The 21208-nt window shown below is 63.9% G+C and carries 18 protein-coding genes; 15 read left to right on the plus strand and 3 right to left on the minus strand.

Going from position 1 to position 21208, the window contains the following annotated elements; genetic code table 11:
* The first annotated feature begins 10 nt into the window (after positions 1 to 10).
* The gene (leuS, locus tag NKJ73_RS11965; RefSeq protein WP_023678105.1) at positions 11 to 2635 is read left to right on the plus strand and encodes a leucine--tRNA ligase; all 2625 of its coding nucleotides are present in this window, start codon (positions 11 to 13) and stop codon (positions 2633 to 2635) included.
* On the plus strand, positions 2622 to 3203 hold the full coding sequence (locus NKJ73_RS11970) for an LPS assembly lipoprotein LptE (protein WP_023678104.1): 582 nt from the start codon (positions 2622 to 2624) through the stop codon (positions 3201 to 3203). The genes leuS and NKJ73_RS11970 overlap by 14 nt, the downstream gene beginning before the upstream one ends.
* Positions 3204 to 3273: 70 nt before the next feature.
* Here the strand turns inward: NKJ73_RS11970 and fsa are convergent, their stop codons facing one another.
* A complete protein-coding gene (gene fsa, locus NKJ73_RS11975; RefSeq protein WP_352569517.1) occupies positions 3274 to 3927 on the minus strand; it encodes a fructose-6-phosphate aldolase in 654 nt (217 codons plus the stop codon).
* 90 nt (positions 3928 to 4017) lie between these two features.
* On the opposite strand from fsa, the gene NKJ73_RS11980 reads away from it, so the two are divergent.
* The 8 genes from NKJ73_RS11980 to lepB all read left to right on the plus strand — a co-directional run bounded on the left by NKJ73_RS11980 (position 4018) and on the right by lepB (position 13182).
* Positions 4018 to 6201, plus strand: a complete 2184-nt coding sequence (locus NKJ73_RS11980; protein WP_352569519.1) for a primosomal protein N' — start codon at positions 4018 to 4020, stop codon at positions 6199 to 6201.
* A 108-nt stretch (positions 6202 to 6309) separates the two neighbouring features.
* A complete protein-coding gene (locus NKJ73_RS11985; RefSeq protein ID WP_352569521.1) occupies positions 6310 to 6705 on the plus strand; it encodes an AGROH133_08824 family phage infection protein in 396 nt (131 codons plus the stop codon).
* A 246-nt stretch (positions 6706 to 6951) separates the two neighbouring features.
* Positions 6952 to 7512: a F0F1 ATP synthase subunit delta gene (locus NKJ73_RS11990; RefSeq protein ID WP_352569523.1), complete on the plus strand. Its 561-nt coding sequence runs from the start codon at positions 6952 to 6954 to the stop codon at positions 7510 to 7512.
* Complete coding sequence (atpA, locus tag NKJ73_RS11995; RefSeq protein ID WP_352450899.1) at positions 7512 to 9041, plus strand: F0F1 ATP synthase subunit alpha; 1530 nt, start codon at positions 7512 to 7514, stop codon at positions 9039 to 9041. The genes NKJ73_RS11990 and atpA overlap by 1 nt, the downstream gene beginning before the upstream one ends.
* 28 nt (positions 9042 to 9069) lie before the next feature.
* Positions 9070 to 9954, plus strand: coding sequence for a F0F1 ATP synthase subunit gamma (locus tag NKJ73_RS12000; protein WP_352569525.1), 885 nt, complete (start codon positions 9070 to 9072; stop codon positions 9952 to 9954).
* A gap of 67 nt (positions 9955 to 10021) precedes the next feature.
* Complete coding sequence (gene atpD, locus NKJ73_RS12005; RefSeq protein WP_023678097.1) at positions 10022 to 11587, plus strand: F0F1 ATP synthase subunit beta; 1566 nt, start codon at positions 10022 to 10024, stop codon at positions 11585 to 11587.
* A 118-nt stretch (positions 11588 to 11705) separates the two neighbouring features.
* Complete coding sequence (locus NKJ73_RS12010; protein WP_023678096.1) at positions 11706 to 12113, plus strand: F0F1 ATP synthase subunit epsilon; 408 nt, start codon at positions 11706 to 11708, stop codon at positions 12111 to 12113.
* Between the two features lie 91 nt (positions 12114 to 12204).
* Positions 12205 to 13182 (plus strand): signal peptidase I, encoded by a 978-nt coding sequence (gene lepB / locus NKJ73_RS12015; RefSeq protein WP_502894512.1) that lies wholly within the window; start codon positions 12205 to 12207, stop codon positions 13180 to 13182.
* 1 nt (position 13183) lies between these two features.
* On the opposite strand, the gene uxuA is transcribed toward lepB, so the two are convergent.
* Both uxuA and NKJ73_RS12025 read right to left on the minus strand, forming a co-directional pair.
* Positions 13184 to 14362 carry a mannonate dehydratase gene (gene uxuA / locus NKJ73_RS12020; protein WP_352569527.1) on the minus strand — a complete coding sequence of 393 codons (1179 nt, stop codon included), beginning with the start codon at positions 14360 to 14362 and terminating at the stop codon, positions 13184 to 13186.
* Positions 14359 to 15885, minus strand: a complete 1527-nt coding sequence (locus NKJ73_RS12025; protein ID WP_352569529.1) for a mannitol dehydrogenase family protein — start codon at positions 15883 to 15885, stop codon at positions 14359 to 14361. Before NKJ73_RS12025 ends, uxuA begins: the two co-directional genes overlap by 4 nt.
* Before the next feature lie 175 nt (positions 15886 to 16060).
* On the opposite strand from NKJ73_RS12025, the gene uxaC reads away from it, so the two are divergent.
* The 5 genes from uxaC (at position 16061) to NKJ73_RS12050 (ending at position 21188) form a co-directional block, all read left to right on the plus strand.
* Positions 16061 to 17470 (plus strand): glucuronate isomerase, encoded by a 1410-nt coding sequence (gene uxaC / locus NKJ73_RS12030; protein ID WP_352569531.1) that lies wholly within the window; start codon positions 16061 to 16063, stop codon positions 17468 to 17470.
* A gap of 37 nt (positions 17471 to 17507) precedes the next feature.
* On the plus strand, positions 17508 to 18485 hold the full coding sequence (locus NKJ73_RS12035) for a TRAP transporter substrate-binding protein (protein ID WP_352569533.1): 978 nt from the start codon (positions 17508 to 17510) through the stop codon (positions 18483 to 18485).
* A 103-nt stretch (positions 18486 to 18588) separates the two neighbouring features.
* Positions 18589 to 19116, plus strand: coding sequence for a TRAP transporter small permease (locus tag NKJ73_RS12040; RefSeq protein ID WP_023719697.1), 528 nt, complete (start codon positions 18589 to 18591; stop codon positions 19114 to 19116).
* A gap of 4 nt (positions 19117 to 19120) precedes the next feature.
* Entirely contained in the window at positions 19121 to 20401 is a 1281-nt protein-coding gene (locus NKJ73_RS12045; protein ID WP_023678089.1) for a TRAP transporter large permease, read from the plus strand.
* Between the two features lie 10 nt (positions 20402 to 20411).
* A complete protein-coding gene (locus tag NKJ73_RS12050) occupies positions 20412 to 21188 on the plus strand; it encodes a FadR/GntR family transcriptional regulator (protein WP_023678088.1) in 777 nt (258 codons plus the stop codon).
* Positions 21189 to 21208 lie beyond the last annotated feature (20 nt).

The following is a 21208-nucleotide window of genomic DNA, read 5'->3' on the forward strand; positions in this document are numbered from 1 at the left end:
AAAACACCCGATGGCAACCGAACGATACAATCCGCGCGCGTCAGAGCCCAAATGGCAGAACGCCTGGGACGCCAAGAAGCTGTTCGAAGCCGACAATGACGACCCGCGCCCGAAATACTACGTGCTGGAGATGTTCCCGTATCCGTCGGGGCGCATCCATATCGGCCATACCCGCAACTATACGATGGGCGACGTGGTGGCGCGCTACAAGCGGGCCAAGGGTTTCAACGTGCTGCACCCGATGGGCTGGGACGCCTTTGGCATGCCAGCCGAAAACGCGGCGATGCAGAACAAGGTCCATCCCAAGGACTGGACCTATCAGAACATCGCCGCCATGCGCGAGCAGCTCAAGGTCATGGGCCTGTCGCTCGATTGGGCCCGCGAGTTCGCCACCTGCGACGTCGACTACTATCACCGCCAGCAGATGCTGTTCCTCGATTTCGTCGAGAAGGGGCTGGTGACGCGCAAATCCTCCAAGGTCAACTGGGATCCGGAGGACATGACGGTGCTTGCCAACGAGCAGGTCATCGACGGACGCGGCTGGCGCTCAGGCGCGCTGGTGGAACAGCGCGAGCTGACGCAGTGGTTCTTCAAGATCACCGATTACGCGCAGGATCTGCTGGATTCGCTCGACCAACTCGACGACTGGCCGGAAAAAGTGAAGCTGATGCAGGCGAACTGGATCGGCCGTTCGGAAGGGCTGCTGATCCGCTGGCCGCTGGCCAAGCCAGTCGCCGGGGAGCATGAGCTCGAAGTCTATACGACCAGGCCCGACACCATCTTCGGCGCGTCCTTCATGGCGATTGCGGCCGACCATCCGCTGGCCAAAAAGGCCGCCGAGGACAATCCGGCGCTGGCAAAGTTCATCGACGAAGTCCGCCATATGGGCACTTCGGCGGCGGCATTGGAGACGGCCGAGAAGAAGGGTTTCGATACCGGCATTCGCGTTGTCCATCCGTTCGACGAGAGGTGGACGCTGCCCGTCTACGTCGCCAATTTCGTGCTGATGGACTATGGCACCGGCGCCATCTTCGGCTGCCCGGCACATGACCAGCGCGACCTCGACTTCGCCAACAGATACGGCCTTCCGGTCATTCCGGTGGTGATGCCGGAAGGCGAGAATCAAGGAAGCTTCCAGGTCATCGACGAGGCTTATGTCGATGATGGCGCGATGATCAATTCGCGCTTCCTCGACGGCATGAAGCCGGATCAGGCATTCGACGAGGTGGCGAAGCTGCTGGAACAAAGGACCATCGGCAACCGGCCGATGGCCGAGCGCAAGGTGAATTTCCGCCTGCGCGACTGGGGCATTTCGCGCCAGCGCTATTGGGGCTGCCCGATCCCGATGATCCATTGCGAGGATTGCGGCGTGGTGCCGGTGCCGAAGGCCGACCTGCCGGTCAAGCTGCCGGACGACATCGAGTTCGACCGGCCGGGCAATCCGCTCGATCGCCATCCGACATGGCGGCACGTCAAATGCCCGCGTTGCGGCAAGGATGCGCGGCGCGAAACCGACACGATGGACACATTTGTCGATTCTTCTTGGTATTTCGCTCGCTTCACCGCGCCGTGGGCAAACGATCCGACCGATCCCAAGGCCGCGACTGAATGGCTGCCGGTCGACCAGTATATTGGCGGCATTGAGCATGCGATCCTGCATTTGCTCTATTCGCGCTTTTTCACCCGCGCCATGCGCGAGACCGGCCATGTCGATCTCGCCGAGCCGTTCAGGGGCCTGTTCACGCAAGGCATGGTGGTGCACGAGACCTATCGGGTTGGCGGCGCCTCGAACGGCCGCTGGCTTGCGCCTAGCGAGGTCAGGCTGGAAGACGCCGACGGCAAGCGCCGCGCCTTCGAAATCGCCACCGGCGAAGAGGCGGTGATCGGTCCGCTCGAAAAAATGTCGAAGTCGAAGAAGAATACGGTGAGTCCGGAAGAGATCACCGACGGCTACGGCGCCGATACGGCGCGCTGGTTCATGCTGTCGGACTCGCCGCCCGAGCGCGATGTCGAATGGACCGACGAGGGTGCGGCCGGCGCGCATCGCTTCATCCAGCGCATCTGGCGCCTGGTGTCGACGGCTGCCGAATCGCTCGCCGGAGTCCGGCCAGAGGCGGCGAAGGACGGCGAGGCCGGGACAGTGTCCAAGGCCGCGCACAAGATCTTGAAGTCGGTCGGCGAGGATATCGAAAAGCTCGCCTTCAACCGCGCCATCGCCCGCATCTACGAGCTCGCCAATGCCTTGACCGTACCGCTCAACGAGGCGGCAGAGGGCAGGGCCGGTCCGGCGCTGCAAGCGGCCTGCCGTGAGGCCGTCGAGATCCTGGTGCACCTGATCGCGCCGGTCATGCCGCATCTGGCCGAGGAGTGCTGGCAGACGCTCGGCGGCACCGACCTTGTCGCCGAACGGCCCTGGCCGGATTACGATCGCTCGCTTGTCGTCGACGCCGAGATCGTGCTGCCGGTCCAGGTCAACGGCAAGAAACGCGGCGATTTGACAATTGCCCGTGACGCGGATCAAGGTGCGGTCGAAAAGGCGGTTCTGGCTCTCGACTTCGTGCAGAAAGCGCTCGAAGGTAAGGCGCCGCGCAAGGTGATCATAGTGCCGCAGAGGATCGTCAATGTCGTTGCCTGATCCGCGAAAGACAGAGTTGACGCTGCGCCGCGTTGTGCTTTGCGGGCTGCTCGCCTCGGTGGCGCTGGTTTCCGCCTGCACGGTGCGGCCGCTCTATTCGAGCGCGCCGCTGATCGCCGGCTCGCAGGTCGGCGCTGCTGCCGAACTGGCATCGATCTCGGTCAAGCCGGTCAAGACCCGCTACGCCCAGCAGGTCCGCAACAATTTGATCTTCGCGCTCGGCCAGGGCGCCGGCGAGCCGGCTTCGCCGGTCTATTCGCTTGATCTCGGCGTCTCCGAACTCGTCGAATCGGCGGCAATCGAGCAGGTCACGACCGACGAAGACGAGCCGACCGCCGGCACTGTGACGCTGACTGCCAACTATGTGCTCAGCGATGCCAAGACGGGCACGGTCATAGCGAGGGGCAAGCGCTCGATTCCGTCGTCATACGACAGGCCGCGCCAGGAATTCGCGTCATACCGGGCCCAGATCGACGCCGAGAACCGTGCGGCGCGCGAGCTGGCAGATGTGCTGCGGCTGTCGATTGCCCAGGATCTGATCAAGCACGGCAAGCCGGCGGCAAGCTAGGTCTTTCCAGAGTGCGCAATCTGCAAAAAAGGCCGATTGCTCGGCTTTTTTTGTTCGTAGGATAGTCGCTTCAGCCGATCTTCTGCCCGGTCTTTGCCCAGTCGGCGAGGAACAGTTCCAGGCCCTTGTCGGTCAGCGGGTGCTTGACCAGCGCCTTGAGCGTCGCCGGCGGCGCGGTGATGACATCGGCACCGATCAGCGCCGCCTGCTTGACATGGTTCACGGTACGCACCGAAGCGGTCAGGATTTCAGTCTGGAAGTTATAATTGTCGTAGATGGTGCGGATATCGGCAATCAGCTCCATGCCGTCCCAGCCGCTATCGTCGATGCGGCCGACGAAGGGCGAGATGAAGGAGGCGCCGGCCTTGGCGGCGAGCAGCGCCTGGGTGGCCGAGAAGCACAGCGTGACGTTGACCATGCGGCCGTCCGACCGGATGTCCTTGCAGGCTCTCAGGCCGTCGAGCGTCAGCGGCACCTTGATGCAGACATTGTCGGCGATCCTGGCCAGGATCTTGGCCTCCGCCATCATGTCCTTGTATTCGGTGGCGACGACTTCGGCCGAGACTGGGCCCTTGACGATCTCGCAGATCTCTCTTGTGACGTCGGCGATCTTGCCGCCGGATTTCAGGATCAGCGACGGATTGGTGGTTACGCCGTCGAGCAGCCCCAAATCGTTCAGCTCGCGGATTTCCTTGACATCGGCGGTGTCGACAAAAAATTTCATGGCGGTCTCCTGAAGATTTTTCATGTGCACGTCATGCACATTTGGGGTCGGACTTTGATCTAGACCAAAGTCGGGGCAAGGTCACGCCTCATGATCGAAGATTCGCCCTTTGTCGCGGCCGCACCGGTGCTGGTGCCGATGCCCGCCGAGCGCCCCTACACCTATGCCGTGCCGGCTGGCATGCGCGTGGTGCCGGGCTCGATCGTGCGCGTTCCGCTTGGGCCCCGCCAGGTCGCCGGCATCGTCTGGGACGGCGCCGTCGAAAAGGTCGACGCGAAGAAATTGCGGCCGATCGAGCAGGTTTTCGACTGCCCGCCGATCGACCGCGCGATGCGGCGTTTTGTCGATTGGGTGGCGCAGTACACGCTGTCGCCGCCCGGCATGGTGGCGCGCATGCTGCTCAGGGCGCCGGAGGCGTTCGACCCGGAGCCGTGGATCGAAGGGCTGCAGCGCACGTTCGCCAAGCCCGACCGGATGACGGAGGCGAGGACGCGCGTGCTGGAGACGGCCGAAGGCGGACTTGCCTGGACGCGATCCGGCCTGGCGCATGCGGCAGGCGTGTCGTCGACGGTGGTGGACGGGCTGCGGGTGCAGGGCGTATTCCAGACGGTGATGATCCCGCCGCGGCCGGTGGTCGCAGCACCCGATCCCGGCTACGCCGTGCCTTCACTGATGCCCGACCAGAGCGATGCCGCCGAGACGCTGCGCGCCAATGTCGCGACCGGTACATTCGGCGTCACCCTGCTCGACGGTGTAACCGGATCCGGCAAGACGGAGGTCTATTTCGAGGCGGTCGCGGCCGCGCTCGATCGCGGCAAGCAGGTGCTGATCCTGCTGCCGGAAATCGCGCTGACCCACGCCTTCCTCGAACGCTTCCAGGAGCGGTTCGGCGCCAAGCCGGCGGAGTGGCACTCGGACCTGCCGCCAAGGATGCGCGAAAAGGTCTGGCGGCAGGTAGCGGAAGGCGGCGTGCGGGTCGTCGCAGGCGCGCGCTCGGCGCTGTTCCTGCCATTCAGGGAGCTTGGACTGATCGTCGTCGACGAAGAGCACGATCCCGCCTACAAGCAGGAGGATCGCGTCTTTTACAACGCGCGCGACATGGCCGTGGTGCGCAGCCATATCGGCGGCTTTCCGGTCGTGCTCGCCTCGGCGACACCGTCGGTCGAAAGCCGGGTCAATGCCAGCCAGGGCCGCTACAGCAGGGCGGTGCTTTCGGCGCGCTTTGCCGAGGCGGCACTTCCCGATCTCAAGACGATCGACATGCGCCGCGCGCCGCCTGCACGCGGCGGCTTCCTGTCGCCTGTACTGCTCGGCCATATACGGCAGACGCTGGAAAGAAAGGAACAGTCGCTGCTGTTCCTCAACCGGCGCGGTTATGCGCCGCTGACGCTCTGCCGGGTCTGCGGCCACCGCTTCGGCTGTCCGGTCTGCTCGGCCTGGCTGGTCGAGCACCGCTTTCGCGGCCAGCTCGTCTGCCATCATTGCGGGCACAATGAGCGCCGGCCCGAGGCCTGCCCGGAATGCGGCACGCTCGACCATCTGGTCGCCTGCGGGCCGGGCGTCGAGCGCATCGCCGAGGAGGTCGTCGCGCATTTCCCCGATGCCCGCACCATCGTACTGTCGTCCGACCTGATGGGCGGCGTGCGCCGGCTGCGGCTCGAGCTTGAAGCCATCGCCAATGGCGAGGCCGACATCGTCATCGGCACGCAACTCGTCGCCAAGGGCCATAATTTCCCCAACATGACGCTGGTCGGTGTGGTCGATGCCGATCTCGGCCTTGCCAATGGCGACCCGCGCGCCGCCGAGCGCACCTTCCAACTGCTCAGCCAGGTGACCGGCCGCGCCGGTCGCACCGGCAAGAAAAGCCTCGGCCTGCTGCAGACCTTCCAACCCGACCACCCGGTGATGCGCGCGATCGTCTCAGGCGATGCCGAGGCCTTCTACGAGCGCGAGATCGCCGAGCGTGAGCGGGCGGGGCTGCCGCCCTTCGGCAGGCTCGCCGGCGTCATCGTCAGCGCGGCGACACGGGCCGAAGCCGAAGGGCACGCCCGTGGCCTGCGTCGCGCCGCGCCGCAAGCCACCGACCTGTTCGTGCTCGGCCCGGCCGAGGCACCGCTGTCATTGATCGGCGGCCGCCATCGCTTTCGCCTGCTGATCCAGGGCGAACGGCGCGCCGACATGCAAGGGTTCATTCGCACCATGCTGGCCGAGGGGCCGAAGATAAGGGGCTCGGTGCGAGTCCAGGTCGACATCGACCCGCAGAGCTTTTTGTGAAGGGGCTCAGAGGACAGGCTTCCGTAAATTGCCGATGCCCATCTGGCGTATGTCTCTTGCTTCGTTAGAATGCCCGAAATTTTGAATATCCATTTACGAGGGGACAACATGGAATTTGCGTTTCCGTGGCCGATGAGCCAGGGCGAGTGGCTGGCATGGTCGAGCGCCGTGGTGACCTTGCTGTTCGGCCTGCTGCTGTTCCTGGCGCCAGGGTTGGCCTTCCGGATCCTGCGGCTGCAGGTCAGACCGGAGAAGGCAGCGGCGATCGCCGAGGGGCGCGGCCGGATGTCGGGCTTCTATCTCGGCGTCAGCCTGTGCTGCATCCTCTTGGCGCAGCCGCTGCTCTACATGGCGCTTGGCTTCTCCTGGCTATTCACCGCCTTCGGCCGGCTGCTGTCGATGATGTCGGACGGCGCCAACACGCCGTTCAACTGGGCTTCCATCGTCGTCGAGCTGGTGCTGGCGGCGCTGCCGCTTGCCTTCGCCTTCGGCTTTTTGCCCTGAATCAGGGATCAATCCGGGGTTGGTTGCTGAACTCGCCCGGCGGATGCGACAATAGTGCCTGAAAACCATGCCGGACGACGCATTGCGGTCTGAAAATGCCTGTGCTAGACGGCAATCGACTTTCGACCGGGGATAGCGGAAGCCGCGCCTCCGTGCTTGGAAAAATGCAGTAAGGTCAAAGATTTAGCCAGAGTTTTTGCTCGCGCCAACAATCTGCGGCCTGTCAGACAAGAGAAAAGACGGTCCGTGGCCCAATCGTCATCGCCAATCTCAGGTGTCGCAGAACGCTATGCGGGTTCGCTGTTCGAACTCGCGCTGCAGACCAATTCGGTCGCCAGCGTCGAGGCCGACCTCAACAGCTTCGAAGCGATGCTCGAAGGCAGCGCCGACCTCTCGCGGCTGATCAGGAGCCCGGTCTTCTCCAGCGAGGACCAGGCCAAGGCGATCGCCGCGATCGCCGACAAAGCGGGGATCGCCGGCCTCACCGGCAATTTCCTGCGCGTCGTTGCCCAGAACCGCCGGCTGTTTGCAGTGCCCGGCATGATCAAGGCATTCCGCCAGATTGCCGCCGAACACCGCGGTGAGACCGCCGCCGAGGTCACCTCAGCGCATGCGCTGACGCCTGCCCAGGAAACCGAGCTGAAAGCGGCGCTGAAAAGCGTCGCCGGCAAGGACGTGGCGATCACGGTCGCCGTCGATCCGTCGCTGCTCGGCGGACTGGTGGTCAAGATCGGCTCGCGCCAGATCGACACGTCGCTCAAAACCAAACTCAATTCGCTCAAGCTTGCACTGAAAGAGGTCGGCTGATGGACATCCGCGCCGCGGAAATTTCCGCAATTCTGAAAGACCAGATCAAGAATTTCGGCAAGGAGGCCGAGGTCTCCGAAGTCGGCCAGGTGCTGTCCGTCGGTGACGGTATCGCCCGCGTCTACGGCCTCGACAATGTCCAGGCCGGCGAGATGGTCGAGTTCCCCGGCGGCATCCGCGGCATGGCGCTCAACCTCGAAGCCGACAATGTCGGCGTTGTCATCTTCGGCGCCGACCGCGACATCAAGGAAGGCGACACCGTCAAGCGCACCGGCGCCATCGTCGATGCGCCCGTCGGCATGGGCCTGCTCGGCCGCGTCGTCGACGCGCTCGGCAACCCGATTGACGGCAAAGGCCCGATCCAGGCCACCGAACGCAAGCGCGTCGACGTCAAAGCGCCCGGCATCATCCCGCGCAAATCGGTGAACGAGCCGATGTCGACCGGCCTCAAGGCCATCGACGCGCTGATCCCGGTCGGCCGCGGCCAGCGCGAGCTGGTCATCGGCGACCGCCAGACCGGCAAGACCGCGATCATCCTCGACACCATGCTCAACCAGAAATCGGTGCACGACAACGGCCCTGAGAAGGAAAAGCTGTACTGCGTCTATGTCGCCGTCGGCCAGAAGCGCTCGACGGTGGCGCAGTTCGTTAAGGTCCTGGAAGAGCGCGGCGCGCTCGACTATTCGATCATCATCGCCGCGACCGCTTCCGATCCGGCGCCAATGCAGTTCCTGGCGCCGTTCACCGCCTGCACCATGGGCGAATATTTCCGCGACAACGGCATGCACGCGCTGATCAGCTACGACGACCTGTCGAAGCAGGCCGTCGCCTATCGCCAGATGTCGCTGCTGCTGCGCCGTCCTCCGGGCCGCGAAGCCTATCCGGGCGACGTCTTCTACCTGCACTCGCGCCTGCTCGAGCGCGCCGCCAAGCTCAACGACGAAAACGGCGGTGGGTCGCTGACGGCGCTGCCGATCATCGAAACGCAGGCCAACGACGTTTCGGCCTATATCCCGACCAACGTCATCTCGATCACCGACGGCCAGATCTTCCTGGAAACCAATCTGTTCTTCCAGGGCGTGCGCCCGGCGGTCAATGTCGGCCTTTCGGTGTCGCGCGTCGGCTCCTCGGCGCAGATCAAGGCGATGAAGCAGGTTGCCGGGTCGATCAAGGGCGAGCTTGCGCAGTACCGCGAAATGGCTGCTTTCGCACAGTTCGGCTCCGATCTCGATGCCGCCACGCAACGCCTGCTCAACCGCGGCTCGCGTCTGACCGAGCTGTTGAAGCAGCCGCAATTCTCGCCGCTCAAAGTCGAGGAGCAGGTCGCGGTGATCTTCGCCGGCGTCAACGGCTATCTCGACAAGCTGGCGGTCAACCAGGTCGGCAAGTTCGAGCATGGTCTGTTGTCGCATATGCGCTCGGCCGGCAAGGACGTGCTCGACGGCATCCGCAAGGAGAAGGCGCTGTCCGACGATCTGCGCGCCAGGCTGAAGGCAGAAATCGACGCCTTCGCCAAGACCTTTGCTTGAGCAGGACGGACGGGATCAGGTTTGAAGCATGCCTTCGTTAAAAGACCTTCGTAACCGTATCGCCTCGGTCAAGGCGACGCAGAAGATCACCAAGGCGATGCAGATGGTCGCCGCGGCGAAGCTGCGTCGCGCGCAGGAAGCGGCGGAAGCGGCGCGTCCCTATTCGGAGCGCATGGGCGCGGTGCTGGCCAATATCACCCAGGCGATCGGCGGCGGCGGCGATGCCCCGGCGCTGATGACCGGCACCGGCAAGGACGACGTGCATCTGCTTGTCGTCTGCACCGCCGAACGCGGTCTGTGCGGCGGGTTCAATTCGCAGATCGCCCGCTTTGCCCGCGACCACATCCGCAAGCTTCTGGCCGACGACAAGCAGGTCAAGATCATCTGCGTCGGCAAGAAGGGGTTCGACATATTGCGCCGCGACTACGGGGCGCTGATCATCGAGCGTGTCGACCTGCGCGAGGTCAAGACGCTGGGCTTCGTCAATGCCGATGCCATCGCCAAGAAGGTGATCCACCTGTTCAACGAAGGCGGCTTCGACATCTGCACGCTGTTCTATTCGCAGTTCAAGTCGGTGATCAGCCAGATCCCGACGGCGCAGCAAATTGTCCCGGCGGGCGCGCCTGCGGCTGGCGCGGAAGTGAAGGACGGCGGCCGCGCCGTCTACGAATACGAGCCGGAGCCGGGCGAAATCCTCTCCGATCTCATCCCGCGCAACATTTCCGTGCAGGTTTTTCGCGCGCTGCTCGAGAATGCTGCCGGCGAGATGGGCGCCAAGATGAGCGCCATGGACAATGCGACGCGCAACGCCGGCGACATGATCAACAAATTGTCGATCACCTACAACCGCCAGCGGCAGGCGCAGATCACCAAGGAATTGATCGAAATCATTTCGGGCGCCGAGGCGCTCTAGGCACGCCCACAAGGAGGTCATCGACCTCAAGCGTGCGAGAAACAAAGAGACGAAAAGGGTAAAGACGATGGCGAAAGCAGCGACCCCGAAGACGGCAGCCCCTAAGGCCGCGGCACCAGCGAAGGCTCCGGCAGCAGCAAAGGCCGCTCCGGCCAAGAAGGCGGCAGCAACCAAGGCCGCCGCTGTGAATACGCCGGCCGCCACCATCAAGAAAACCGGCCTGGCAGGCAAGGTTCGCCAGGTCATCGGCGCCGTTGTCGACGTGCAGTTCGGCGAACATCTGCCGGCGATCCTGAACGCGCTTGAGACGATCAATGTCGGCAATCGCCTCGTGCTCGAAGTGGCCCAGCATCTCGGCGAGAACACGGTGCGCTGCATCGCCATGGACTCGACCGAAGGTCTGGTTCGCGGCCAGGACGTCTATGACACCGGTGCACCGATTACCGTGCCGGTCGGCCCGGGCATGCTCGGCCGCATCATCAACGTCATTGGCGAGCCGGTCGACGAGGCAGGCCCGGTCGACGGCATCGAGATGCGCTCGATCCACCAGCCGGCGCCGACTTATGTCGAGCAGTCGACGGAAGCGCAGATCCTGGTCACCGGCATCAAGGTGCTCGACCTGCTGGCCCCCTATGCCCGCGGCGGCAAGATCGGCCTGTTCGGCGGCGCCGGCGTCGGCAAAACGGTGCTGATCCAGGAACTGATCAACAACGTCGCCAAGGCGCATGGCGGCTTCTCGGTGTTCGCCGGCGTCGGCGAGCGCACCCGCGAAGGCAACGATCTCTATCATGAGTTCATCGAGTCCGGCGTCAACAAGAAGGGCGGCGGCGAAGGCTCCAAGGCAGCGCTCGTCTATGGCCAGATGAACGAGCCGCCGGGCGCGCGTGCCCGCGTCGGCCTGACCGGGCTGACGGTTGCCGAATATTTCCGCGACCAGGGCCAGGACGTGCTGTTCTTCGTAGACAACATCTTCCGCTTCACGCAGGCGGGCTCGGAAGTGTCGGCGCTGCTCGGCCGCATTCCTTCGGCCGTGGGCTACCAGCCGACGCTGGCTACCGACATGGGCGCGCTGCAGGAGCGTATCACCACGACGACCAAGGGTTCGATCACCTCGGTGCAGGCGATCTATGTGCCGGCCGACGACCTGACCGACCCGGCACCGGCGACCTCGTTCGCCCACCTCGACGCGACGACCGTGCTCAACCGCGCGATTTCGGAAAAGGGCATCTATCCGGCCGTCGATCCGCTCGATTCGACCTCGCGCATGCTCGACCCGATGGTTGTCGGCGAAGAGCATTACCAGGTCGCCCGCCAGGTGCAGTCGATCCTTCAGCGTTACAAGTCGCTGCAGGACATCATCGCCATCCTGGGCATGGACGAGCTGTCGGAAGAGGATAAGCAGACCGTGGCCCGCGCCCGCAAGATCGAGCGCTTCCTGTCGCAACCCTTCTTCGTCGCCGAAGTGTTCACCGGCGCACCGGGCAAGCTGGTCGACCTCGCCGACACCATCAAGGGCTTCAAGGGCCTTTGCAACGGCGATTACGACCATCTGCCGGAGGCCGCCTTCTACATGGTCGGCGGCATCGAGGAAGCGGTCGAGAAGGCACAGCGCCTGGCCGCCGAAGCGGCCTGATGGTGAATGGTCAATAGTGAATTGTGAATGGGGAGTAGCGGATAGGAAATCGGGGCTGAGTGAAGGTCATTCTTTCTGACCGTTCACCATTCACCATTCACCAGTCGCTAAACTGATCATGCCTGAAGCTTTCAAATTCGAACTGGTCTCGCCGGAGCGCCTCTTGGTTTCCGAGCAGGTCGAATCCGTCGTCATTCCGGGCGCCGAAGGCGAGATGACTGTCATGGCGCATCACGCGCCGGTCATGACCACAATCAAGCCGGGCGTCGTTACGCTGAAGACCGCGCAAGGCAAGGAAGAGCGCTATGTGGTGTTCGGCGGCTTTGCCGACATCGTTCCGGCCGGCTGCACGCTTCTGGCGGAATCGGCGGTAGCCGTCGGCGACATCGACCGCGCCGACCTTGCCCGCCGCATCCAGGAGGCCAGGGAAGACGCCGCCGACGCCAAGGACGACCAGACCCGCAGCAAGGCCGAGCAGTTCCTCAACCAGCTTACGACGCTTGAAGGTGCGCTGTTGCCGGCGTGAGTTCCGGTCAAATGACTAACTGAAAAAAGCGGGCTTGCCCCGCTTTTTTGTTTGGTGGACAGTCTGGCTGCCTTGGCGTGGGGGGTGGCCGATGACAGAACAAGCAGTGCAACAAGAAACTATCTCGCGATCCAGATGGTCGACGGCCCTGGTTTCGGCCTTTGGCGGCCCGTTTGGCGGGTTCCTCTGGATCGGCAGCGGCAAACTGGCGGTCGCCAGCCTGGTGGTGATCAGCGTCGTCGTTTTCGCGCTTATTTACATTGGCTTTCCGGTATTGCCTGGCGTCGATCTTGCTTGGTGGGCCAATTTTTCAGGGATCGGTTTGATGGCCCTGTGGGCAGCGATCGTTGTTCCCTTCGCGCACCGGTTCAAGCCGGACAGATGGTACGCGCGTGGGCTTTCGGTGCTGGTGCTCGTCTTTCTGACCTCGTATCCGGCTGCATTCGCAATACGCGCGTTCCTGCTCCAGCCTTTTTCGATTCCCTCCAGCAGCATGGTGCCGACGTTGCAGGAAGGCGACTATCTCTTCGTCTCCAAAATGGCATACGGCTACAGCCGCTACAGCGTGCCGTTCAACTTGCTTCCCGTTGATGGACGTATATTCGGCGCGGAACCCAAAAGGGGAGATGTGGTTGTCTTCAAGTTCCCGCCCGATCCGAGCGTGGACTACATCCAGCGGATTGTCGGCCTTCCCGGCGAGAAGATCCAGATCATCGACGGGGTGCTTCACATCAACGATGTCGCGGTGGGACTCGACGATATTGGTACTTTTTCGTCCGACGAGTTCTCGAGAGCCAAGCTCCAAAGCGAAACCTTGCCGGGGGGTGTCACCCATTCCGTTCTCAACCTCACCGACAACTCGATCGGCGACAATACGCGCGTGTTTGAGGTGCCCGCAGGCCACTACTTCGTGCTTGGCGACAACCGCGACAATGCCTCCGACAGCCGGTTCAGTGTCGCGTTTGTTCCCTATGAAAATCTGGTCGGCAAGGCCCTGCGGCTGTTCTGGAATTCCAAAGGTACCGATTATTCGTCTCGACAGACGCTGAACGGCCAGGCGAGCAAGTAGCTCAAACTGTCAGTGCCTCTACTGCGCGCATGACGCCGCGCAGTTCGGCGAGGCCCTTCAGGCGGCCGATGCAGGAATAGCCGGGGTTCACCTTCTTGCCGATGTCGTCGATGATGGCGTGGCCATGGTCGGGACGCATCGGCACCTGCCAGTCCGCCCTGCCGGCTGCCTTGCGCCGCCGCTCTTCGCCAATCAGCGCCGACACGACCGCCACCATGTCGGTGTCGCCGTCGAGGTGCTCGGCTTCGTGGAAAGAGCCGTCTGGCTCCTTGGTGACGTTGCGCAGATGGGCGAAATGGATGTTTTCGGCGAAGGCCTTTGCCATTGCCGGCAGATCGTTCTGCGCGCCCGCGCCATAGGAGCCGGTGCACAGTGTCAGCCCGTTTGCCGGCGAAGCGACGGCGTCGAGCAGCGCGCGGGCATCGGCTGCCTTGGAAACGATTCGCGGCAGGCCGAACAGCGAAAAAGGCGGATCGTCGGGGTGGATCGCCATTCTGAGGCCGGCCTCTTCGGCCACCGGCACGATCTCGCGCAGGAAGGCAAACAGGTTTTCGCGCAGGCCTTCGGTGGAGACGTCCTTGTAGAGGTCGAGGGCGCGGCGGAAGCTTGCCCGATCGAAGATGAATTCGCGCGCCGGGACCCAGCCGATCAGGTTGCGCTCCAGCCTTGCCTTGTCGCTGTCGCTCATCCCTTGCAGTCGCACACGCGCGGCCTCGACGCGGGCCGGTGGGTGATCGGCCTCCGCCCCTTCTCGCTCAAGGATGAAGACGTCATAGGCGCAGAGCTCGACGACATCGAAGCGCAGCGCCGTGCCGCCATGCGGCATCGGGTAATCGAGGTCCGTCCGCGTCCAGTCGGTGATCGCCATGAAATTATAGCAGACGGTGTTGATACCGGCGGCGGCGACGGCGCGGATCGAGGCCTTGTAATTGTCGATCAGGCTGCGCCAGTCGCCGCTGCGGGTCTTGATGTCCTCATGCACGACGATGCTCTCGACCACGTCCCAGGTCAGCCCTGCTGCCTCGATCTCGGCCTTGCGCCTGGCGATCTCGTCTGCCGGCCAGGCGCGGCCGTCGTTGAGGTGGTGCAGCGCGCTGACGATGCCGACGGCGCCGGCCTGACGGACATGGGCAAGCGTCACCGGATCGTCCGGCCCGAACCAGCGCCAGGTCTGTCTCATGGCTTCTCACTCCCTATGCCAAGCGCCGCCAAAGCTGCGGCAGTGCCGCCCCGCCGCAGGCGCTCGAGATGGGCTGCCGTCAGATCGATCAGTGTCATGCGGTGGGAATGGTCCTTGGCGAAGCCGGCGAGATCGAATATCGCTGTCACCGTCTCATCAGCCGGCCGGCTGCCGAGCGCCGTAAGCCGAGCGTCGATCGGGTCGGTAAAATGGGCTTCCGGCAAGGTTTTGCCGCGCGCCTCGCAAGCGGCGATCCAGGCCGCCACCACCAGCATGAGATGCGCGGGCGGGTCACCGGCGCCCAGTCGATCGAGGGCCGAGGCGACGATGCGCTGCGGCAGCTTCTGGCTGCCGTCATTGGCGATCTGCGCCGTGCGATGGGCGAGCGCCGTGTTCGAATAGCGTTCGGCGAGCTGGGCCGTGTAGCCGGCCGTATCGAGCCCGGCGTCCTGCGGCAGCGTCGGGATCGCCTCGGCCCATAGTCCGTCGACGAATTGCCGGATCGCCGGATTGGCAAAGGCGCGGTCGACCGTGTCGTAGCCGCTGAGCAGGCCGAGATAGGCGATTGCCGAATGCGAGCCGTTGAGCAGCCGCAGCTTCATGTCCTCGAAGGGCCCGACGTCGCCGACCATGGTGACGCCGAACTTTTCCCAGGCCGGCCTGCCAGCCGGGAAATCGTCTTCGACCACCCATTGGCAGAACGGCTCGGTCATCACCGGCCAAGCATCCTCAACGCCGAGCTCGACGGCGATACGCGCCCGGTCGACATCGGTGGTCGCCGGCACGATGCGGTCGACCATGCTCGACGGGAAGGCGACGCCGTCGGCGATGTGTGCGGCGAGCCTGGCATCGCCTGAAGTGGCGAGCCTGGCATCGCCTGAAGCGGCGAGCCTGGAATCGCGCAGTGCGGCGAATTCGACCAGCAGGCGGTGCAGCGTGGCGCCATTGGCCGGAAGGTTGTCGCAGCAGAGCACGGTGAAAGGCTGGATGCCGGCGGCACGGCGGCGCGACAGCGCCTCGGTCAGGAAACCATGCGCCGTCCGTGGCATTTGCGGGTTGGCCAGATCATGGACGATGTCGGGGTGGGTATTGTCGAGGCCGCCGCCGGCTGCCCTCAAATAGGCCTTTTCGGTGATCGTCAGCGTGACGATGCGGGTGCGCTGATCGGTCAGGGCGGCGAGCACCGCAGCCGGATCTTCCGGCGCCACCAGCAGCGACAGGATCGAGCCGACGACGCGCAGCTCTTCGCCGATGCTGCTCCTGATCGCCAGCGTGTAGAGGCCATCCTGCGGCGCCAGTGCGTCGCGCGCGTCAGGACTGCGCAAGGACACGCCGACAATGCCCCAGTCCGCCTCGCCCGCCGCCAGGCAGTCGTCGACATAGGCCGCCTGGTGGGCGCGATGGAAGGCACCGACGCCGAGATGGACGATGCCAGGTGCGACGCCGCCGCGGGCGTAGCGCGGGACCGCGACCGAAGCCGGCAGTGCCTTCAGCGTGCTGTTGGAAAGGCGTCTATTGGTCATTGCGCCACGTGTCTGATCGAGATTGTTGGGTCACTGCTGGCAGGCGGCGTAACACCCGATGCCGTCACGCACAATGGGCAATGGCCGACGAAAAGTCATCATACAACAACCCAGTTTTTGTATGTTGACATTATTTCTTTCCAACCCTACCGATGTCCGGATTGGGAGGATTTACGTGGCCGCATTGACGGATCCGGACTTGCTGTTTGCCGCCGAGGGGCGCCCGCGTTCGCTGGCCCGCGATCTCTACGCCACGGTCAAGGACCTCCCGATCGTCAGCCCGCACGGCCACACCGATCCGCGCTGGTATGCGCTCAACGAGGCGTTTCCCGATCCGGCGCAGTTGCTGATCGTGCCGGACCACTACATTTTCCGCATGCTGTTCAGCCAGGGCGTTCGGCTTGAAGAGCTTGGGGTGCCGACGCTTGACGGCTCGCCGGTGGAAACCGACGGCAGAACGATCTGGCGGCGCTTTGCCGAGCATTATTACCTGTTCCGGGGTACGCCGACCCGGCTGTGGTTCGACCACGTGCTTGCCCACCTGTTCGGCATCGACGAGCCGTTGACGGCCGCAACCGCCGACCGCCATTACGACATGATCTCGACCTTGCTGCAGTGGGAGAATTTTCGCCCGCGAGCGCTGTTCGAGCGCTTCAACATTGAAGTCATCGCAACGACCGAAGGCGCGCTCGACGATCTCAGATGGCACCAGATGATCCGCGACAGCGGCTGGGAGGGCCGCGTCATCACCGCCTATCGGCCGGATGCGATCGTCGATCCTGACTTCGAAGGGTTCTCGGCCAATCTCGACCGGCTTGGCGAGATCACCGGCTGCAACACCGGCAATTGGGCCGGCTATCTCGATGCGCATCGCCAGCGGCGCGCCTTCTTCAAGAGCTTTGGCGCGACTTCCTCCGATCACGGCCATCCGACGGCCGAAACAGCCAATCTCTCGGATGCCGCCGCGCAGGAGCTGTTCAACCGCATCCGCCGGGGCTCGGACGACGAGCGCGAGCGAAAGCTGTTCCGCGCCCAGATGCTGACCGAGATGGCCAAGATGAGCCGCGACGACGGGCTGGTCCTGCAGATCCATCCCGGCTCCTGGCGCAATCATTCGCCGGCTGTCTTTCACAAGTTCGGCAGGGACAAAGGCTTCGATATTCCGACCCGAACCGACTATGTGACGGCGCTGAAGCCGCTGCTCGACTGCGTCGGGCTGGAGCGCGACCTCACCATCATCCTCTTCACGCTCGACGAGACCAGCTATGCGCGCGAGCTGGCGCCGCTCGCCGGCGTCTATCCGGCATTGAAGCTCGGGCCGGCCTGGTGGTTCCACGACAGCCCCGAAGGCATGCGCAGGTTCCGTGAGATGACCACCGAAACGGCCGGTTTCTACAACACCGTCGGTTTCAACGACGATACCCGCGCCTTTCCATCCATACCGGCCCGCCATGATGTGGCGCGCCGGGTCGATTGCGCTTTTCTGGCGCGTCTCGTCGCCGAGCATCGGCTCGGCGAGGACGAGGCGCACGAGCTGGCGCAGGAACTTGCCTATACGCTCGCGAAAAAGGCGTACCGGCTCTAACGGCGCTTGCCGCCATCGTTCAAACGGGAGGAAACCAATGCTGCATTTTTCGAGATTGGCGGGAGCTACGCTACTTGCCGCCGCACTGCTGGCCGGATCGGCAAGCGCCCAGACGGTCCTGCGCTCGTCCGACACCCACCCGGACGGCTATCCGACGGTCGAGGCAGTCAAATATTTCGGCGAGCTGGTGAAGGAGCGCACGGCCGGCCGCTATGTGGTCGAGATCTATCCTTCCGCGCAACTCGGCGAGGAAAAGGACACGATCGAGCAGGTGCGCACCGGCGTGATCGATCTCAACCGCGTCTCGATGGCGCCGTTCAACGGGCTCATCCCGGAGACCACCGTGCCCTCGCTGCCCTACATCTTCCGTTCGGAAGAGCATATGCACAAGGTCATGGACGGGGCGATCGGCGACCAGATCGCGGCGGCGTTCGACCACGTCGGGCTGGTGCTGCTCGCCTTTTACGACGGCGGCTCGCGCTCCTTCTATAATTCGAAGAAGCCGATCAACACCGTAGCCGACATGGCCGGGATGAAGTTCCGCGTCATCCAGTCCGACATCTTCGTCGACATGGTGGCGGCACTCGGCGCCAACGCGACGCCGATGCCGTATGGCGAAGTGTATTCGGCGATCGAGACCGGGGTGATCGACGGCGCGGAGAACAATTTTCCGAGCTACGACACCGCCAAGCACGCGGAAGTCGCCAAGTACTATTCGCTCGACGAGCACACGATGGTGCCGGAAGCCTTCGTCATGGCGAAGTCGAGCTGGGACAAGCTGACGCCGGAAGACCAGGCGATCTTCAAGGCGGCCGCCAAGGAAAGCGTCGCCAAGCAGCGCGAGCTGTGGACCGCCAAGGTCAAGGAATCGCGCGCCAAGGTCGAGGCGGCCGGTTCGCAGATCACGACGCCGGACAAGCAGCCCTTCATCGACGCGATGGGGCCGGTCTACGAGAAGCACGTCAAGGACGACAAGCTGAAGGCCATGGTCGAAGCCATCAAGGCCGTGCAGTGATCAAGCGGCGGCGCGGACATTCCGTGCCGCCATCCTCCTGGGGAGAAAACCGGTGACTTCCAGCCCAAGACCAACACCGCTCCTGTCCGGCGTCGCGCAAGTGATGTCGCGCGTCAGCACGGCGGCGCTGTCGATCGCCGGCATCGGGCTGGTGCTGATGACCGCCTTCGTCGCCTGGCAGGTGTTCGGCCGCTATGTTCTGAACCGTTCGCCGAGCTGGACCGAGCCGGGCTCGGTGATGCTGATGAGCTGGTTCATTTTCCTCGGCGCTGCCGTCGGCGTGCGCGAAAACTATCACCTCGGCTTCGACGTCCTGCTCTACGTGCTGCCGAAAGGCGGCAAGCGCTGGCTGCGGATGATTTCGGACCTCGTCGCGCTCGCCTTCGGCATCGGCATGATCTGGTACGGCAGCCAGCTGGTCGCATTGACCTGGGGCTCCGTCTTGCCGTCGCTCGGCATATCGGGGGGCTGGGACTATGTCCCTCTTGTCGCGGGAGGCGCGCTCATCGTGCTCTTCACGCTGGAGCGCATCGTGCTTCGCCTCTCCGGCGCGCCGATCGACGATGCCCTCGATGAACTGCCGCCGGCCGAAGTCGCGGCCGAACTCGACACCGCCAACGTGAAGGTCTGACGCCATGGAACTGTGGATTCTCTTCGGCGTCTTCACCCTGCTGATGCTTATCGGCACGCCGATCGCTTTCTGCCTGGGCGTCGCAAGCCTCGCCACCGTCCTCTATATGGGCCTGCCGCCGCTCATCGTGTTCCAGCGCCTGAATTCCGGCATGAGCGTCTTTTCGCTGCTGGCCATTCCGTTTTTCATCTACGCCGGCGACTTGATGGTGCGCGGCGGCATCGCCAGCAAGATCGTTGCCTTCGCCGGCTCGCTCGTCGGCCATTTGCGCGGCGGCCTCGGCCAGGTCAACATTGCAACCGCTACACTGTTCGGCGGCATTTCCGGCTCAGCGGTTGCGGAGGCAGCGGCGGTAGGCGGCCTGATGATCCCGCAGATGAAGGCGCGTGGATATGGAGCGGACTACGCCGTCAACGTCACGTCGATGGCGGCACTGATCGCGCTGCTGCTGCCGCCGTCGCACAACATGATCATCTACTCGATCTCGGCAGGCGGAAAGATCTCCATCGCCGATCTGTTCACAGCCGGTATCATCCCGGGCCTGCTACTGGCCCTGTCGCTGATGGTCACCGCCTATATCGTGGCGCGCTCCCGCGGCTATCCGACCGAGGCGTTTCCGGGCTTCACCGCGGTCGCGCATCTTTTCGCCGTCGCCGTGCCCGGCCTGCTGCTGATCGCGATCATCTTCGGCGGCGTGCGATCGGGCGTCTTCACCGCCACCGAGAGTTCCTGTATTGCCGTCATCTATGCGCTGCTCGTGACCGTCTTCGTTTACCGGCAGATGACCTGGGAAGGGTTCGTTCATGCCACCCATGGCGCCGTGCGCACCACGGCTATGGTGCTGCTCATCATCGGCATGGCGGCGGCGTTCTCGTGGCTGATGGCCTTCCTGAAAGTGCCGGCAGCGTTGATAGCCTCCATGAACGCGATCTCGGACGATCCGCTGGTTGTGCTTCTCCTGCTCAACCTCTTGATGCTGTTCCTCGGCACGTTCATGGACATGGGGCCGACGATCATCATTTGCACGCCTATCTTCCTGCCCGTGGCGCAGGCCTACGGCGTCGATCCGGTGCATTTCGGCGTCATCATGATCCTCAATTTCGGCATCGGGCTGAACACGCCGCCGGTGGGCGCAGTGCAGTTCGTGGCATGCGCAGTGGGCAAGATATCCGTCTGGGAATCGATGCGCTCGATCTGGCCATTCTATGGCGCAGGCCTCGTGGTGCTGGCGCTCGTCACTTACATTCCGGCCATTTCGCTATGGCTGCCGAGCGTCTTCAAATAGGGGGTGCGACATGGCATCGGACACGGCCGTCGGGCTCCGCGTCGAACGAAGACCGAAGCTTTCGGAAACCGTCGTCGCGGCGATCCGCAAGCAGCTGCAGGCGGGCGAGATCCAGCCTGGGCAAAAGCTGCCGACCGAGGGCCAGCTGACGGAAACCTTCGGGGTCAGCCGCACCGTGATACGCGAGGCGCTGGCCAAGCTTGCCGCGGACGGCCTGGTCGAGCCGCGCCAAGGCGCCGGCGTTTTCGTGACCGAACATATCTCGACAGCGTTCGGTGCTCTGGCAGCGGAGATGGGCAGCAAGGATTCGATTGCCCTCAACGTGCTCGAAGTCAGGTTGGCGATCGAGATCGAATCCGCCGGGCTCGCCGCCATCCGGCGCAACGCCGCGCAGGAAGCGGCAATCCAGGAAGCCTTCTTCGAGTTCGAACGGCTGCTCCTCAACAGCGAGCCGACTGGACCGGCCGACCTTGCCTTCCACCGCGCAATCGCCAGCGCCACCAACAATCCGTTCTATGTCGAGATGCTCGACGTGCTCGGCCGGCGCGCTATTCCTTGCGATGTGACCTCGCCCTGGTCGACCGAGTTCGCGCAGTCCGACGCCTACCAGCGCGGCCTGCAGCGCGAACACCTGATGATCCTCAACGCCATCTCGGCAGGTGATGCCGAGGCGGCGCGGGAGGCGATGCGCGGGCATCTCGGTGCCAGCCAGCAGCGCTATCGCGAGCGCCTGCACGCGCGCCAGGTTTTTTATGCCGACTCGGTCAAGGCCGCGGCAACGGAATAAGCAATTGAGGCAGCCCCATG

This window comes from Mesorhizobium sp. M0074 (assembly GCF_040322975.1).
Classification (GTDB): Bacteria; Pseudomonadota; Alphaproteobacteria; order Rhizobiales; family Rhizobiaceae; genus Mesorhizobium.

Bases quoted from the DNA above. Each gene is read 5' to 3' on its own strand.
- leuS (WP_023678105.1), top strand. From the start codon at position 11: ATGGCAACCGAACGATACAATCCGCGCGCGTCAGAGCCCAAATGGCAG.
- NKJ73_RS11970 (WP_023678104.1), top strand. From the start codon at position 2,622: ATGTCGTTGCCTGATCCGCGAAAGACAGAGTTGACGCTGCGCCGCGTT.
- fsa (WP_352569517.1), bottom strand. From the start codon at position 3,927: ATGAAATTTTTTGTCGACACCGCCGATGTCAAGGAAATCCGCGAGCTG.
- NKJ73_RS11980 (WP_352569519.1), top strand. From the start codon at position 4,018: ATGATCGAAGATTCGCCCTTTGTCGCGGCCGCACCGGTGCTGGTGCCG.
- NKJ73_RS11985 (WP_352569521.1), top strand. From the start codon at position 6,310: ATGGAATTTGCGTTTCCGTGGCCGATGAGCCAGGGCGAGTGGCTGGCA.
- atpA (WP_352450899.1), top strand. From the start codon at position 7,512: ATGGACATCCGCGCCGCGGAAATTTCCGCAATTCTGAAAGACCAGATC.
- NKJ73_RS12000 (WP_352569525.1), top strand. From the start codon at position 9,070: ATGCCTTCGTTAAAAGACCTTCGTAACCGTATCGCCTCGGTCAAGGCG.
- atpD (WP_023678097.1), top strand. From the start codon at position 10,022: ATGGCGAAAGCAGCGACCCCGAAGACGGCAGCCCCTAAGGCCGCGGCA.
- NKJ73_RS12010 (WP_023678096.1), top strand. From the start codon at position 11,706: ATGCCTGAAGCTTTCAAATTCGAACTGGTCTCGCCGGAGCGCCTCTTG.
- lepB (WP_502894512.1), top strand. From the start codon at position 12,205: ATGACAGAACAAGCAGTGCAACAAGAAACTATCTCGCGATCCAGATGG.
- uxuA (WP_352569527.1), bottom strand. From the start codon at position 14,362: ATGAGACAGACCTGGCGCTGGTTCGGGCCGGACGATCCGGTGACGCTT.
- NKJ73_RS12025 (WP_352569529.1), bottom strand. From the start codon at position 15,885: ATGACCAATAGACGCCTTTCCAACAGCACGCTGAAGGCACTGCCGGCT.
- NKJ73_RS12035 (WP_352569533.1), top strand. From the start codon at position 17,508: ATGCTGCATTTTTCGAGATTGGCGGGAGCTACGCTACTTGCCGCCGCA.
- NKJ73_RS12040 (WP_023719697.1), top strand. From the start codon at position 18,589: ATGTCGCGCGTCAGCACGGCGGCGCTGTCGATCGCCGGCATCGGGCTG.
- NKJ73_RS12045 (WP_023678089.1), top strand. From the start codon at position 19,121: ATGGAACTGTGGATTCTCTTCGGCGTCTTCACCCTGCTGATGCTTATC.
- NKJ73_RS12050 (WP_023678088.1), top strand. From the start codon at position 20,412: ATGGCATCGGACACGGCCGTCGGGCTCCGCGTCGAACGAAGACCGAAG.